The organism is Sphingobium sp. CR2-8, from assembly GCF_035818615.1.
In the GTDB taxonomy this organism is placed as follows: Bacteria; Pseudomonadota; Alphaproteobacteria; order Sphingomonadales; family Sphingomonadaceae; genus Sphingobium.
In genome coordinates, this window is record NZ_JAYKZY010000002.1 from 1,596,290 (window position 1) to 1,611,410 (window position 15,121).

Sequence of the window (15,121 nt, forward strand, 5' to 3'; positions counted from 1 at the left end):
CGACGGCACCGTTCGCCCAATAAAAAAGCCCCGGATCGCTCCGGGGCTTTTTCAATCGATAGGCTCAAACAGATCAGGCCAGCGCGAACCGCGCCATCTTACCCAGCTTGTCGCCAGCGATGCGCATCATCGCCTTTTGCAGCTTTTCAAACGCGCGAACCTCGATCTGGCGCACACGCTCACGCGACACGCCATAGACCTGCGACAGTTCTTCCAGCGTCTTGGGTTCTTCGGCCAGACGCCGCTCCGCCAGGATATGCTTCTCACGATCGTTGAGGTCGGTCATCGCCTCCACCAGCATGTCATGCCGCTGGGTGCGCTCCTGTTCCTCGGCGACGCGCTCGTCCTGCAACGGATCATTGTCCTGCAACCAATCCTGCCACTGGCCTTCGCCATCCTCGCGCATCGGCACGTTGAGTGACGTGTCGCCGCCCATCGCCATGCGGCGGTTCATGGACACAACATCCTGCTCGCTGACGCCCAGATCCGTGGCTATCTTCGTCACGTCTTCGGGGCGCAGGTCGCCGTCCTCGAACGCTTCGATATTGTTCTTCATCCGGCGCAGGTTGAAGAACAGCTTCTTCTGTGACGCGGTGGTGCCCATCTTGACCAGCGACCAGCTGCGCAGGATGAATTCCTGGATCGACGCGCGAATCCACCACATGGCGTAGGTCGCCAGGCGGAAGCCGCGATCGGCTTCGAACTTCTTCACGCCCTGCATCAGGCCGATATTGCCTTCGGAAATCAGCTCGCTGACTGGCAGGCCATAGCCGCGATAGCCCATCGCGATCTTCGCCACCAGGCGCAGATGCGACGTCACCAACTGGGCTGCGGCATCAGGATCCTGATGCTCTTCATACCGTTTGGCGAGCATATATTCCTGCTCGGGCATCAACAGCGGAAACTTGCGGATTTCCGACAGATAGCGGTTGAGGCTGGCTTCACCGCCCAGCGCTGGAACCGCGGGGACATTGCTCTTGGTAGCCATGTCGCTTCACCTTTCCCTTTCATGCGCGGCGGGACCCAGAAGAGGCATCACTGCGCCGTCGCAAACTTGTCGAACACTATACGTGGAGCCGGCTTAACAGTTCCTGCATATCGGCAGGCAGTGCACTTTGGAACATAAGCCGTTCCGTCGTTACCGGATGTATGAACCCCAGGCTTTTGGCGTGCAATGCCTGCCTTCTGAAACCCAGCGTTTCCAGTATTGATTTGAAACCTTTTCTTTCTCTACCGTAAACCGGGTCACCGATCAAGGGGTGGCCGATATGATGCATATGCACGCGCACCTGATGGGTACGGCCGGTTTCCAGCCGGCATTCCACCATGGCCGCGTCGCGCAGCCGCTGTATCGTGCGATAATGGGTAATCGCGTGCTTGCCGCGTCCTTCCCGATGAACCGCCATCCTTTTTCGATCAGCGTCGGATCGGCCGATCCATTCATCCACCGTCCCGGCCGCCGGATTGGGCAGGCCATAGACGATGGCGGCGTAGAGCCGTTCGATGCTATGATCCTTGAACTGCCGGGCCAGCCCTTCATGCGCCTTGTCGGACTTGGCGACCACCAGCAGGCCGGACGTGTCCTTGTCGATACGGTGGACGATGCCCGGCCGCGCGACGCCGCCGATGCCCGACAACTGCCCCTCGCAATGATGCAGCAGCGCGTTGACCAGCGTCCCGTCCAGATTGCCTGCGGCCGGATGCACGACCAGGCCCGCAGGCTTGTCCACCACGATCAAATCGGCATCTTCATGCACGATGGTCATCGGAATGTCCTGCGCCACCGTGTCGAGCGCGACCGGCGGGGGCAGGGCGATCGTGAACGCCTGACCGGCAGAAACCTTGGCAGATGCGTTGATCTTCGAAAGGTGGGGGACGTCACCTGTCCCTCCGCGATCAGCGCTTTCAGCCGTTCGCGTGACAGATCGGGCAGCAAAGCCGCCAGAGCGCGGTCAAGGCGCAGCCCGTCCTGAGCCACGCCGATCGCCGTTTCGATGATGGAAACCCCCGGAACCATTGTCTATGGATGTAGGAATGCGGGTCGAAATTTCAAGGCTAGTGTTGGAACAGATCGTGGCCCTGGCGGCGGCCGATACCAACGAAGTGTGCGGGTTGCTGCTGGGCAGCGCTGACCGGATAGAGGCGATCCTGCCCGCCGCCAATGTCGCACCCGACCCCGCGCGCCATTTCGAACTCGACCCCGCAGCACTGATCGCAGCGCATCGAACGGCGCGGGGCGGCGGCGCGGCGATCGTGGGCCATTATCATTCCCATCCCTCGGGCGTGTCCGAACCGTCCGCAACGGACGCCGCCTGCGCGTCACCTGACGGCAGCCTCTGGCTGATCGTTGGGGCAGGGCAAACGACCTTATGGCGCGCCGGGCCGGGTAAGGCAGTTAATGTCCATTTCACCAAAATGCATCTCGACAGTCGGTGATGGAAAGGCGGCAGGTCGGGCTTGCATCGACAGTCCGCGCAGCGCATTAGCCAAGGACGCGCTTCCTCTTCCTCCTAATCCGGCGATCCCCACCCGCATGACCCATCCGACCGACAGCATCGAATTTGCCAGCCTTCTCTGCTCGCGCCTGTGCCATGATCTGCTCAGTCCGGTCGGCGCGCTCAATAACGGGCTGGAACTGATGGCTGACGAAACCGACCCGGAAATGCGGGAACGCTGCCTCGATCTGCTGGGGAAAGCGCCCGGACTTCCGCCAACAAGCTCAAATTCTTCCGCCTCGCCTTCGGTTCGGCCGGCGGCTTTGGCGATGCCGTCCCCCGCATGAAGCGCGCGTCGCGATAGAGGGCATGTTCGCCACCACCGGCCGGGTCAAGATCGGCTGGCTGGTCGAGGAACAGATGCTCGACAAGCTGGCAGCCAAGATCCTGCTCAATCTCGCCCTCATCGCCGGCGACGCGCTGGTGCGCGGCGGGCAGTTGGACATCGGCGCGGAAAAGCGCCCCGGGCTGACGGAAATCGTCGTGCGCGGCGAAGGGCCGAAGGTCGTGCTGGACCCTGACCTGCGCGGCGCGCTTGCGGGCACCCTGCCGATCGAGGGGCTGGCATCCCGGACCGCCGCCGCCTGGATGGTGCGTCAGATGGTGATCGAATCAGGCGGTGAGATCGCCCTGTCGCCGCCGGGCGAACCGGTGCTTCTGTTCGGCGCGTCGATCCCCGACCGCAGGCCGTAAAAACGCGTAATACTGTCCAACTCGCTGTCTCACTTACCGGGCTGATCCCGCCCGGCCTGCATTTCCGCGACCAGCGCAGCCATCAGGTCGGCCACAGGCAGGCTTCGGACCAATGGCGCGCCCTGACCGGCCCATTGCGCGCCATAGCCGCCATCTCCCGCCAACTTTGCGGCCTGGTTCAGCGCCTTGCCCGCATCATAGGCGACCGGATAGTCGGGCGCCCTTAACCCCGTCTCCGCGAGCGCCTGAATGATGGGATGGGCGAGTTTCAGCCTGTCGAAAGTCATACGCCCGATGTGGATATTCCTTCCCAAAAGGAAAAGGCCCGGCCGCTACAGGAGCGACCGGGCCTTCCCCGAAAATCAGCGCTGATAAGGATCAGCTGCTGTAATACATATCGAATTCGACCGGCGACGGCGCCATTTCCCAGCGATACACTTCGGGCCATTTCAGTTCGATATAGGCATCGATCTGGTCCTTGGTGAACACGTCGCCCTTCAACAGGAAGTCGTAATCGGCTTCCAGGCTGTTGAGCGCTTCACGCAGCGATGCGCAGACGGTCGGCACCTGGCTCAGTTCTTCGGGCGGCAGGTCGTAGAGATTCTTGTCCATCGCAGCGCCCGGATGGATCTTGTTCTCGATGCCGTCCAAGCCGGCCATCAGCAGCGCGGCATAGCATAGATAGGGGTTGGCCATCGCGTCGGGGAAACGGAATTCCACGCGCTTCGCCTTGGCGCCCGCACCATAGGGAATACGGCACGATGCCGAACGGTTGCGCGCCGAATAGGCAAGCAGCACCGGCGCTTCGAAGCCCGGCACTAGACGCTTGTAGCTGTTGGTGGTCGGGTTGGTGAACGCGTTCAGCGCCTTGGCGTGCTTGATGACGCCGCCGATGAAGTAGAGGCACATGTCGGACAGACCGGCATAGCCTTCGCCCGCGAACAGCGGCTTGCCGCCGTCCCAGATCGACATATGGGTGTGCATGCCCGACCCGTTGTCCTGCGCGATCGGCTTGGGCATGAAGGTCGCGGTCTTGCCATAGGCCTGGGCGACCATCTGCACGACATATTTGTAGATCTGCATGCGGTCGGCGGTCTGCACCAGCGTGCCGAAGGTCAGGCCCAGTTCGTGCTGCGCGGCGGCGACTTCATGGTGATGCTTGTCGCAGGGCAGGCCCATTTCCAGCATGGTGGTGACCATCTCGGCGCGGATGTCCGTGCACGGATCGACCGGCGCGACGGGGAAATAGCCGCCCTTGGCGCGCGGGCGGTGGCCCAGGTTGCCGCCTTCATATTCCTTGCCGGTGTTGGTCGGCAGTTCGATGTCGTCGATCTTGAAATAGCTCTGCGAATAGTCGTTTTCGAAACGCACATCGTCGAACATGAAGAATTCAGCTTCCGGACCGACATAGACGGTGTCGCCGAAACCGGCCGACTTGACGAAGGCTTCCGCGCGCTTCGCGGTCGAACGGGGATCGCGGCTGTAGAGTTCGCCGGTGTCGGGCTCCACGATGTCGCAGAAGATGATGAGCATCGGGGTCGCGCTGAACGGATCGACATAGACGGCGTCCAGGTCGGGCTTCAGGATCATGTCCGATTCGTTGATAGCCTTCCAACCTTCGATCGACGAACCGTCGAACATCAGGCCCTGGGTCAGTTCATCTTCGCCCAGCACGCTCGACACCATGGTCAGGTGCTGCCACTTGCCCTTGGGATCGGTGAAGCGGACATCGACCCATTCGATCTCCTTTTCCTCGATCATCTTCAGGATGTCTTTTGGCGTGTTGGCCATGTGCACTTGCCCTTCTCTCAAAAATACCCCCCGAAGGGGCAGTTGAAGTCCGTTCCCGCCCGGCTCGGCGGAAATTCCTAAAATCAGATGGCGTCGCTGTCCCGCTCGCCGGTGCGGATGCGCACCGCGCCTTCGATCGCCGAAATGAAAATCTTCCCATCGCCGATGCGCCCTGTCTGCGCGGCCGAACAGATCGCCTCGACCACCCGGTCGGCCAGCGAATTGTCCACCACCACTTCCAGCTTCACCTTGGGCAGGAAATCCACGACATATTCGGCGCCACGATACAGCTCGGTATGGCCCTTCTGGCGGCCGAAACCCTTCGCTTCGGTAACGGTGATCCCCGACACGCCGACCTCGTGCAGCGCTTCCTTCACCTCGTCCAGCTTGAAAGGCTTGATGATGGCTTCGATCTTTTTCATCACTCGTTATCCCAACCCATGACGCACGTTCAGGATATGGGCGCGACCCATATCCCGTTTCCCTTCTAAGGAACGACTGTCATACCCCCTAGGTAGGCGTCGTCCCGCTTAATGATCAATTACCGTGCCAAATGGCGAATCGCTAGGACACGCTTTCGGCGATGCAGCAATCTTTGTCCATATTGCCCGGTTTCCGGGCAAGATCATGACGCACTGCCTGTTTTTTGAGCAGTATTCCGATGGTCAAAGCCTGTAGGGCGGGCAATCCTGCCCAGTCGGGCTTTTGGTAAAGATTTCGCAGCCGGTTTCGGTGATGCCGATGCTATGTTCGAACTGTGCCGACAGGGTGCGGTCGCGCGTCACCGCGGTCCAGCCGTCGTCCAGCATCTTCACGCCAGGCTTGCCGATATTGATCATCGGTTCGATGGTGAAGAACATGCCGGGGCGCAATTCCGGTCCTGTGCCCGGGCGGCCGACATGCACCACCTCCGGGCTGTCATGGAAGACCTGGCCCAGCCCATGGCCGCAGAAATCGCGCACCACGCCATAGCGATGCTTTTCCGCATGCCGCTGAATGACATAGCCGATATCGCCCAGATGATTGCCGGGCTTGGCCTGTTCGATGCCCAGCATCAGGCATTCATAGGTCACTTCGACCAGGCGGCGCGCCTTGATCGGGGCATCGCCGACGATGAACATGCGGCTGGTGTCGCCATGCCATCCGTCAACCAGCGGGGTGACATCGATATTCAGGATATCGCCGTCCTTGAGTTTATAATCGCCCGGAATGCCGTGGCAGATGACATTGTTGAGCGAGATGCAGCAGCTATGGGTATAACCGCGATAGCCCAGCGTCGCGGGCACGCCGCCGCCATCCAGCGTCATGCGACGCACGATGTCATCCAGTTCGCCGGTCGTGACGCCCGGCACCGCATGCGGCACCAGCGCGTCCAGTATCTCGGCAGCGAGGCGCCCGGCCTTGCGCATGCCTGCAAAGCCGCTCTCGTCATAGAGCTTGATCGCGGTGGAGCGGGTAATCGGCGCATCGGCCGTCATCGTCATATAGTCGGTCATGGCATATTTATAGGCGCAGACGATCGATAATGCGAGAGGGCGGCTAGGCAGCGGGCGGGACGCAGGCTATGGCCGGGCGCATGGCCGATCCGACACGCATATGGACCGCTGCGCTGATAGTGATCGGCGACGAGATTCTGTCCGGCCGTACCCAGGACAAGAATGTCGCCCAAATCGCAGGCTGGCTGGGTGTGCAGGGCATCCGCCTGCTCGAAGTGCGCGTGGTGGCCGACGATCAGGACGCCATCGTGGAAGCGGTCAACGCGCTGCGGGTTCGCAACGATTATCTGTTCACGACCGGCGGCATCGGTCCCACGCATGATGATATCACGGTGGACGCGATCGCCGCGGCCCTGGGCGTCGCCGTCGAAATCCATGAAGGCGCCCGGGCGATCCTGACCGGCTATTATGAAAGCCGCGGCGGCCTGACCGAAGCGCGGCTGCGCATGGCGCGCGTGCCGGCTGGTTCCGACCTCATCGAAAACCGCATGTCGGGCGCGCCGGGCATCCGCCACGGCAATATCTTCATCATGGCCGGTGTGCCGCACATCACCGCCGGGATGCTCGACAGCCTGACAGGTACATTGGAAGGCGGCCTGCCGGTCCAGTCGACCACGATCGGCTGCTGGGTGGCGGAAAGCGAGATTGCCGACCTGCTGGCTGCCACCGAACGCGCGCATGACGGATGCCAGATCGGCAGCTACCCCTTTTTCCGCGAAGGCCGCACCGGGGCCAATTTCGTGATCCGCTCGACTGATTCGGCGAAGCTCGACGCCTGCGTTGCGGACCTCACCGCCGCGCTGGAGCGTGGCGGCTGGCCGGTGACGGCCGACGGTATCTGATACCCCGTTACTTGCCTCGGTCTTGAGATAGGCGTTCAGGTTGGCGCGGTCGGCAGGTCTGGGTGTCGAGGCGAACGGCACGACGCATCTCCTGCGTCAATGGGCTTTGTGCCTAATACCAGAATGCGATGATGCTGACCCATAAGGCAGCTCCCCGGCGAAGGCCGGGGCCCAGTTCTGAGCGCGGTACTGGGCCCCGGCCTTCGCCGGGGAACAACTGGCTATAGGTTCCCATCAATGCATCTTGGTATAATATCCGTTCCATAAGCCCCAATCTGAATAGCGTTCGAGGTGTATGGACGGCAATCATACGCAGGGCCCATTTTCATGGCCGGTCCGCCCAGGATGCGCCCGGTAAAAACGCGGCCCCGCCGGAAAGGGGAAGGGGCCTGCCCGCAATCTTGCCATTCTCTTCGGCCGGGCCTTCGCCTAAGCGAACGTCATGAGTCCGGATATTCTCTATTTCACATGCGCGATCGTCGCCGTCGTCATTTCAGGGCTAGCCAAGGGCGGGTTCGCGGGGGTGGGCGCGCTGGCCATGCCGATCATGGCGCTCGGCGTCGATCCCGTTCGCGGCGCTGCGATCCTGCTGCCGATCCTCATCCTGCAGGACGCCGTCAGCGTCTGGGCCTTCCGACGTAGCTGGGATCGCCACATCCTGCTGGTCATGCTGCCCGGCATGGCCGTGGGCGTCGGCCTTGGTTATGTCTTTGCGGCGCAGGTGTCGGAAAGCGCGGTGCTGGGCGCACTAGGCGCGATCTCACTGATCTTCGGCCTGCAACGTCTTTGGGTCGAGCGGGGCGGGGCGATCGTCCTGCCGTCCAATTCCCCCAACTGGGTCGGCATGCTCTTCGGGGTAGCTAGCGGTTTCACCAGCCAGATCGCCCATGCCGGGTCACCGCCTTTCCAGATGTGGGTGCTGCCCAAACGCCTGCCGCGTGATATGCTGGTCGGCACGACCGCTATGTCCTTCGCCGCGATGAACTGGATGAAGGTGCATGCCTATGCGGCGCTCGGCCAGTTCACGCGGGCCAATCTGACGGCGACCGCCATGCTGGTGCCCGTGGCGGTCGCCGCGACGCTTGCAGGCGTGGCGCTGGTCCGCCGCGTCGATGCCGCCCGTTTCTACACGCTCATCTATGTGCTGATGGTGCTGCTCGGCATCAAGCTACTGGCCGATGCCGTGATGGCCTGACGCTCACAAAAAAAGGCCGGCTTGGAGCCGACCTTTTCCTTATTCCTTTTCGCGCTTCTTGCGATGCGTGTCGAGATCCAGGACTGTGGTGTCCAGTCCTTCGGGCAGCAGGCCAAGACGCCGTGCAACCTCCTGATAGGCCTCGACTTCGCCGCCCAGGTCACGGCGGAACCGGTCCTTGTCCAGCTTCTCGTTGGTCGCGGCATCCCACAGGCGGCAACCGTCGGGGCTGATCTCGTCGGCCAGGATTATGCGGCTGTAATCGCCGTCATAGAGGCGACCGAATTCCAGCTTGAAGTCGATCAGGCGAATGCCGATGCCTGCAAACAGGCCGCACATGAAATCGTTGATGCGGATCGCCATGTCGGCGATGTCATGCATCTCTTCCTGCGTGGCCCAACCGAAGCAGGCGATATGCTCTTCGGAAATCAGCGGGTCGCCCAGCGCGTCGTCCTTGTAGCAATATTCGATCAGCGTACGGGGCAGCTGCGTGCCTTCCTCGATGCCCAACTTCTTGCTGAGCGAACCGGCGGCGACGTTGCGCACCACGACCTCGATCGGCACGATCTCGACCTGACGGACCAGCTGTTCGCGCATGTTCAGGCGGCGAATGAAATGGGTCGGCACGCCGATCTGACCCAGCAGCGTGAAGATATGCTCAGAAATCCGGTTGTTCAGCACGCCCTTGCCGGAAATCGTGCCCTTTTTCTGGGCATTGAAGGCGGTGGCGTCATCCTTGAAATATTGGATGATCGTGCCAGGCTCGGGGCCTTCGTAAAGGATCTTTGCCTTGCCTTCGTAGATCTGGCGGCGACGGGCCATGCGCGTTCCTGTCTTATCTTAGAGCGATTTCTCATCAGATGGGACCATCTGATGGCTCGGAAATCGCATAAAACCAACGACCCGGATCGGTCGAAACCGATCCAGAAAACATTGCGCCCCGGCAAACGCGAATCGGAAAGGATCAGCGGGTGCCGGGGCTGCTGAGGCGGCCCATAGAGCAAAGTGAAGGGGGGTGCAATTAGCAGCGATCACCCGCCAGCCCTACAGCACGTCCCCGAACATGAACCATATCATCGCGCACCAGGCGACGAGGCCGACTACCCCCAGAATAACGCCGGATCGTTCGCGGATGGCGGACCAAAGGCCGCGATGTTCGTCGTTATCGTCACTGTCCATGGGCAGTGCGTAGCCGGTGACGCCGCTCCACTCAACCGGTGGCTGCATCTTCCGGCGCTTGGGCTTCCACCGTTTCGCTCTCGGGAGACTCGTCGCGTCCCGACGCCATCAGTCGACTGGTGAAGGCCTCCCGCCACCAGCTGATATCCTGCTGCTCGACGCTGTCCATCATCGATCGCCAGCGCCGCTTGCGCTCGTCCAGCGGCATCGCCAGCGCGCGCAGGATGGCGTCCGACATCTCCTCCGGGCTATAAGGATTGATGAGCAAAGCGTCCTTGAGCTGCATCGCCGCACCCGCGAAGCGCGAGAGGATTAGCACGCCCGGATCGTCCGGATCCTGCGCCGCGACATATTCCTTCGCGACCAGGTTCATGCCGTCGCGCAGCGGCGTCACCAGCCCGATCTTCGCACCGCGATAGATGCCGGCCAGCTTGTCGCGCGGATAGCCCTGGTTGACGTAGCGGATCGGCGTCCAGTCGACATCGCTATATTCGCCGTTGATCCGGCCCGCCAGCGAATCGAGCGTCGCACGGATCTGCTGATAGCTTTCCACCTCGCCGCGTGATGGCGGTGCGATCTGGGTCAGCACGACCTTGCGATGATGTTCGGGATGATCCTTCAGGAAACGCGAATAGCCGCCGAACCGCTCCTCCAATCCCTTGCTGTAGTCCAGCCGGTCGACACCCACGATCATCGTGCGATCCTGCAACGATGCGCGGATCAGCGAACTCATGTCGTTGGCCGCGTCGCTCGTCGCGGCTTCGGCGAATTCCTGCGCGTTGATGCCAATCGGGCAGGCTACCGCCTGGATCGTCCTGTCGCCCACGGTGACGAAATCGCCGTCCACCGTGCCGCCCATTTCCCGCTCGACATAATGGCGGAAGGATTCGAGCCATTCCTCGGTATGGAACCCCACGACGTCATAAGCGAACAAGGTGCTGACCAGCTTGCTATGATGGGGTAGCGACACCAGCAGCCGGGTGGGCGGCCACGGGATGTGGAGGAAGAACCCCATCCGGTTCTTCAGCCCCTTGTCCCGCAACATCTGCCCCAGTGGGATCATGTGATAGTCATGGACCCAGATGACGTCTTCGGGTTCGATCAGCGGGCTGGCCGTGTCCGCGAACCGCTTGTTCACCCGATTATAGCCGCCCTCGAAATCACGGGCATATTCGGCCAGGTCGATGCGAAAATGGAACAGCGGCCACAGCGTCTTGTTGGCGTAACCGTTATAATATTCGTCGACATCCTGTTCTTCCAGGTCGATCGTCGCGGTCTTGACGCCGCCATCTTCGGCGAAGCCGATATGGCCGGTGAAATTGTCGGTCACCTCGCCCGACCAGCCGACCCAGATGCCACGGCTTTCCCGCAACGCCTGCGAGAGGGCGACGGCCAATCCGCCCTGGTTGCCGGACTTGCTGGGGCGAGAGACGCGGTTGGAAATAACAATCAGGCGGCTCATCGCATCGCGCTCCAGGGTTTGCTCAACAAGACGGCGCAATTGATGATGCCGACCAACGAGTAGGTCTGGGGATAATTGCCCCATAATTCCCCGGTCGTGGGGTCGATATCTTCGGACAGCAGGCCTGCGGCGGTGCGGCGGGACAGCATCTCCTCGAACAGGGTACGGGCTTCGTCGCAACGGCCGCTGCGATGCAGCGCCTCGATCAGCCAGAAGGTGCAGACGTTGAACGCGGTCACCGGCTCGCCGAAATCGTCCGGCGCGCTGTAGCGCAGCATGTCGTTGCCGCGTCGCAGGTCAGCCTCCAGCGCTGCCAGCGTCCCCACGAATTTGGGATCGTCGGCGGTCAGGAAACGCAGGTCCAGCAATTGCAACAGCGACGCGTCGCGCGAATCATCCTCGAAATTGGCGGATATGGCCTGGCTCTCTTCCCGCCATGCCGACTCCAATATATGCGCTTTCATCGTTGCGGCGCGATTTTCCCAATGGGCGGCGCGCAGTGGGAGGTCAAGCGCGACCGCCGCATGGGCCAGCCGGTCACACGCCGCCCAGCACATGACCGCGCTATAGCTATGGACATGGGCGCGAGTCCGCAGTTCCCACAGGCCCGCATCGGGCTTGTCGTAAACGGCCCAGGCCCGCTCACCGACAGCCTCCAGCGCCTCGAAATCGCCATGACCCGCCATGCGCAGCAGGCGCTGGTCGATGAAGCCCTGAACGGACGACAACACGATCTGGCCATAGGCGTCATGCTGTATCTGCTCATAGGCGGCATTGCCCACGCGCACTGGCCCCATGCCACGGTATCCCGCAAGCTGCTCGGCCTCCCACTCGGTCAGCGTCGCGTTGCCGCGCACGTCGTAGAGCGGCTGGATATGCCCGCCCTTCGCGCCATCGACGATGTTGCGCAGATAGACGAGATAGGATTCCAGCACGTCCAGCGCGCCCAGTCGGTTCAGAGCCTCCACCGTATAATAGGCGTCGCGCACCCAGCAGTAGCGATAGTCCCAGTTACGGCCACTATCGGCATGTTCGGGAATGGAGGTGGTGAGCGCCGCGACGATCGCGCCGGTTTCCTCATGCTGGCACAGCTTGAGCGTGATGGCGGACCGGATGACCGCTTCCTGCCACTCGGCCGGGATGGCCAGGCCGCGCACCCACATTTGCCATTCGTTGATCGTGTCGTCCAACATGCGCTCGATCGCCGGGCGCAACGCATCGGAAAAGCCTTCGTCCGGCCCCATGAAGAAATGGGCGTCCTGCTCCAGCCGGAACCAGCTTTCCTGCGCGATCAGGCCGATGGGCGCATTGGTCGATATCCGCATCGCCATGTAGGACAGCACGATCCGGATATGGTTCGATCCGTAATTGACCGGCACCTTTTCCTCGTTCCATGCGGTTGTGGGACGCAGCTTCACGCGGATGCGGGGGAGCCTGCCACCGGTCGAACGATGCGGGTAAACGCAACCGGCCGATACATGCGGCCCTTATGCCGATGGCGGGGACAGAAATCGATAATCTCGATCGCATTGCCCTGGCCATCGCTCTGGCGCGTCACCAATATCGGCGTATTGCGGATATAATGTTGTTCGACGGCGACGCAATTTTCCAGCTCGATCGCCCAAAAGCCACGCGATTGGCTATCGTCCCACGCCTTGTCGTCCAGCAGGGCGGAAAAGACCGGATCGCCATCGACGCGCGGGACGCAGGCCCAAACCATGCGGCCCATGCGGTCGATCAGTGCGGAGGCCTGGCAGTTGCCGATGGGCCAAAGGTCGAGCGTGCGCTCGGCTCCGGCCAGGATGGATTCGCTTGATGCTTGGATCGCTCTGTCCCCGATTTGCTGGTCACGGCGAGGACTCCCGGAAATCTATCCGGCGATGCCCTCCGCCAGATAATGCCTGACGGCGGCAACCTGTTCCAAAGAGAATGCGGCAAGTGTCGGTCGCGGGGCGCCGACCAGTATGCCGGCTCCCCCAAATCCGCCGCAGCGGCGAAGCCCTCTTCATCGGTCACATCGTCGCCGATGAAGACCGGCACGCCCCCCGCCATCGATGCGTCCTGCATCAGCGCCAGCACCGCGCTGCCCTTGTCCGCGCCGCCGGGGCGCAGCTCGAACAGCATCTTGCCGCGTTGCAGGGCCAAGCCGTGATCCTGCGCCAGTTGCGCGGCCAGTGCCCCAGCTTCTTCACCCCATCGCGGCGCGTTCCTGAAATGCAGGCCGACGCTGATCGATTTGCGTTCCACCAGCAGGCCGGGCTTGTCTTTGGCGAAATCTTCGAAGGCCGCCTCGACCGCGTCGATCGCGGGCAGACGGGGTGGGGCCAGCACCGGCTCGCCGGGATGGGCGAGTTCCAGTCCATGAGTGCCCGACAACAGGAAACCGCCAAAGCCCAGGTCACGCAAGGTGGCGATCGATCGGCCGCTGACGATGGCCAGCCGTCCGCCCAGTCGATCGCGCAACTGCGCGAGCATGTCGAGCAGGGCGTCGTCGACCTCCACGGCATCGGGCGTTTCGGCGAGCGGCGCCAGCGTTCCATCGAAATCGAGGAACAGCGATGCGCCATTCAACAAAGCGACGGGGGGTGGGGAAAGGGCGAAGGGGGGAGGGGGCAATGTCTGGCACGGACGCAAAGTGGCGTCCTCGCCCGAAACCGCAACCCCCGATCTTCAAGCCTCTATCGATTTTTACCCGGCAGGCTTAGGATCAGCATCGCCGTTCTTTGGTCCATGGTGCGGACCATTGGATGCCGTGCAGGACACGGAACGCCTGCATCACCCGGGCCAACAGCCTGTCTATGCCATGGTTGATGTCATCCCGACCATCTTGCCACAGCCGGTCGTCATATTCGTCACGCATGATGCCGTCCTTTCGTTGGGAGCAGAGGGCGGGCCCAAATCGATGCCCGCGCCCTGTTTTTGCCCGATCGGCGCTGTGGCCGCCAACAAAAGGCTGGACGCCATAGACAAGCTGACCTTATCTATCCGGTCATGTCTATCTTGCCGCCCCTGTCCGCCATCCGCGTGTTCGAAGCCGCCGCGCGGCGGGAGAATTTTACCGCGGCGGCGCAGGAACTGGGCATGACCCAGGCGGCGGTCAGTTATCAGGTGAAGCTGCTCGAAGAACGACTGGGCATCAGCCTGTTCCAGCGTATCGGGCGCAAGGTGGCGCTGACCGACAAGGGGCGGGAGATAGCCCCGATATTGACCCTTGCCTTCGATCAGATGCGGCAGGGCTTTGCCGCCCTGACGCAGGATCATTCGGCGGTGCTGACGATCAGTTGCACCAACAGCTTCGCCCATCTCTGGCTCGCTCCCAAGATCGGCGCGTTCCAGATGCGGCATCCGCTACTGGCGGTGCGCATCCAGGCGGACGATGCCGTCGTGGATCTGGCCCGCGACGGCGTCGATCTCGCCATACGCGGCGGCAAGGGCGAATGGCCGGGGCTGGAGGCGAGCCTGCTGACGCATAACCGCCTCGTTCCGATGTGCAGCCCGGCCTGGCTGGACCGTCACGGCCCCATCGCCGACGCGCATGCGCTTCACAGCCTGCCGCGCCTGTCGCCCGACGACATGTGGTGGCATGAATGGTTCGCGGCAATGGCCGTGGACATCGATCCGGCGATCGGCCCGCCCGGCATCGCGCTCGACAGCCAGGTGATGGAAGGCCGGGCCGCCATCGCCGGGCAGGGGGTCGCGATCCTCAACCATTTCCTGTGGAAAAGCGAAGTCGAATCGGGCCTGCTGGTCGAGGCGACGCCTTCCTATGTCCGCGAAATCGCCAGCTACTGGATCGTCTATCCCACCCACGCGCGCAACACGCCAAAGGTGAAGGCGTTTCGCGACTGGATCAGTGCCGAATTCGCTGCCGAGATCGCCGCCGACCCGGACGGCCGTTACCTGCCGCGCTGACGCGCGATGCATCTGCCTTTGACCAAATCCGTTTCCGTTTCGTGCCCGTCCTGCTA

At 62.3% G+C, this 15,121-nt stretch carries 13 protein-coding genes and 4 pseudogenes; 5 read left to right on the plus strand and 12 right to left on the minus strand.

Going from position 1 to position 15,121, the window contains the following annotated elements; translation table 11 throughout:
* Window positions 1-73: 73 nt before the first annotated feature.
* Together rpoH and U5A82_RS11735 are read right to left on the minus strand one after the other, a co-directional pair.
* Window positions 74-988, minus strand: a complete 915-nt coding sequence (rpoH, locus tag U5A82_RS11730) for an RNA polymerase sigma factor RpoH (RefSeq protein WP_326291045.1) — start codon at window positions 986-988, stop codon at window positions 74-76.
* 76 nt (window positions 989-1,064) lie between these two features.
* Window positions 1,065-2,017 (minus strand): annotated as a pseudogene (locus U5A82_RS11735) (RluA family pseudouridine synthase).
* 17 nt (window positions 2,018-2,034) lie between these two features.
* On the opposite strand from U5A82_RS11735, the gene U5A82_RS11740 reads away from it, so the two are divergent.
* A complete protein-coding gene (locus tag U5A82_RS11740) occupies window positions 2,035-2,436 on the plus strand; it encodes a M67 family metallopeptidase (protein WP_326291046.1) in 402 nt (133 codons plus the stop codon).
* 97 nt (window positions 2,437-2,533) lie between these two features.
* Window positions 2,534-3,188, plus strand: a pseudogene (locus U5A82_RS11745) (histidine phosphotransferase family protein).
* Between the two features lie 29 nt (window positions 3,189-3,217).
* Here the strand turns inward: U5A82_RS11745 and U5A82_RS11750 are convergent.
* The 4 genes from U5A82_RS11750 to map all read right to left on the minus strand — a co-directional run bounded on the left by U5A82_RS11750 (window position 3,218) and on the right by map (window position 6,475).
* On the minus strand, window positions 3,218-3,475 hold the full coding sequence (locus U5A82_RS11750; protein ID WP_326291048.1) for a nitronate monooxygenase family protein: 258 nt from the start codon (window positions 3,473-3,475) through the stop codon (window positions 3,218-3,220).
* Window positions 3,476-3,566: 91 nt separating this feature from the next.
* Window positions 3,567-4,979 carry a type I glutamate--ammonia ligase gene (glnA, locus tag U5A82_RS11755; protein WP_326291049.1) on the minus strand — a complete coding sequence of 471 codons (1,413 nt, stop codon included), beginning with the start codon at window positions 4,977-4,979 and terminating at the stop codon, window positions 3,567-3,569.
* An 83-nt stretch (window positions 4,980-5,062) separates the two neighbouring features.
* The gene (locus tag U5A82_RS11760; RefSeq protein WP_326291050.1) at window positions 5,063-5,401 is read right to left on the minus strand and encodes a P-II family nitrogen regulator; all 339 of its coding nucleotides are present in this window, start codon (window positions 5,399-5,401) and stop codon (window positions 5,063-5,065) included.
* 243 nt (window positions 5,402-5,644) lie between these two features.
* A complete protein-coding gene (gene map / locus U5A82_RS11765; RefSeq protein ID WP_326291051.1) occupies window positions 5,645-6,475 on the minus strand; it encodes a type I methionyl aminopeptidase in 831 nt (276 codons plus the stop codon).
* A gap of 80 nt (window positions 6,476-6,555) precedes the next feature.
* Here map and U5A82_RS11770 point away from each other — a divergent pair, with 80 nt between their 5' ends.
* A complete protein-coding gene (locus tag U5A82_RS11770) occupies window positions 6,556-7,317 on the plus strand; it encodes a competence/damage-inducible protein A (protein ID WP_326291053.1) in 762 nt (253 codons plus the stop codon).
* Between the two features lie 442 nt (window positions 7,318-7,759).
* Window positions 7,760-8,512: a sulfite exporter TauE/SafE family protein gene (locus U5A82_RS11775; RefSeq protein ID WP_326291054.1), complete on the plus strand. Its 753-nt coding sequence runs from the start codon at window positions 7,760-7,762 to the stop codon at window positions 8,510-8,512.
* 39 nt (window positions 8,513-8,551) lie between these two features.
* Here U5A82_RS11775 and purC read toward each other — a convergent pair whose 3' ends face one another.
* The 6 genes and pseudogenes from purC to U5A82_RS11805 form a co-directional block, all read right to left on the minus strand.
* Window positions 8,552-9,334, minus strand: a complete 783-nt coding sequence (purC, locus tag U5A82_RS11780) for a phosphoribosylaminoimidazolesuccinocarboxamide synthase (RefSeq protein ID WP_017182324.1) — start codon at window positions 9,332-9,334, stop codon at window positions 8,552-8,554.
* 222 nt (window positions 9,335-9,556) lie between these two features.
* The gene (locus tag U5A82_RS11785) at window positions 9,557-9,739 is read right to left on the minus strand and encodes a hypothetical protein (RefSeq protein WP_326291056.1); all 183 of its coding nucleotides are present in this window, start codon (window positions 9,737-9,739) and stop codon (window positions 9,557-9,559) included.
* A complete protein-coding gene (otsA, locus tag U5A82_RS11790; RefSeq protein WP_326291057.1) occupies window positions 9,723-11,153 on the minus strand; it encodes an alpha,alpha-trehalose-phosphate synthase (UDP-forming) in 1,431 nt (476 codons plus the stop codon). Before otsA ends, U5A82_RS11785 begins: the two co-directional genes overlap by 17 nt.
* Window positions 11,150-12,873: pseudogene (locus tag U5A82_RS11795) on the minus strand (glycoside hydrolase family 15 protein). The gene otsA and the pseudogene U5A82_RS11795 overlap by 4 nt, the downstream one beginning before the upstream one ends.
* Window positions 12,874-13,023: 150 nt before the next feature.
* Window positions 13,024-13,727 (minus strand): annotated as a pseudogene (gene otsB / locus U5A82_RS11800) (trehalose-phosphatase).
* Window positions 13,728-13,860: 133 nt separating this feature from the next.
* Window positions 13,861-14,013 (minus strand): hypothetical protein, encoded by a 153-nt coding sequence (locus U5A82_RS11805; RefSeq protein WP_326291059.1) that lies wholly within the window; start codon window positions 14,011-14,013, stop codon window positions 13,861-13,863.
* Between the two features lie 131 nt (window positions 14,014-14,144).
* On the opposite strand from U5A82_RS11805, the gene U5A82_RS11810 reads away from it, so the two are divergent.
* The gene (locus U5A82_RS11810) at window positions 14,145-15,065 is read left to right on the plus strand and encodes a LysR substrate-binding domain-containing protein (RefSeq protein ID WP_326291061.1); all 921 of its coding nucleotides are present in this window, start codon (window positions 14,145-14,147) and stop codon (window positions 15,063-15,065) included.
* Window positions 15,066-15,121: the final 56 nt, after the last annotated feature.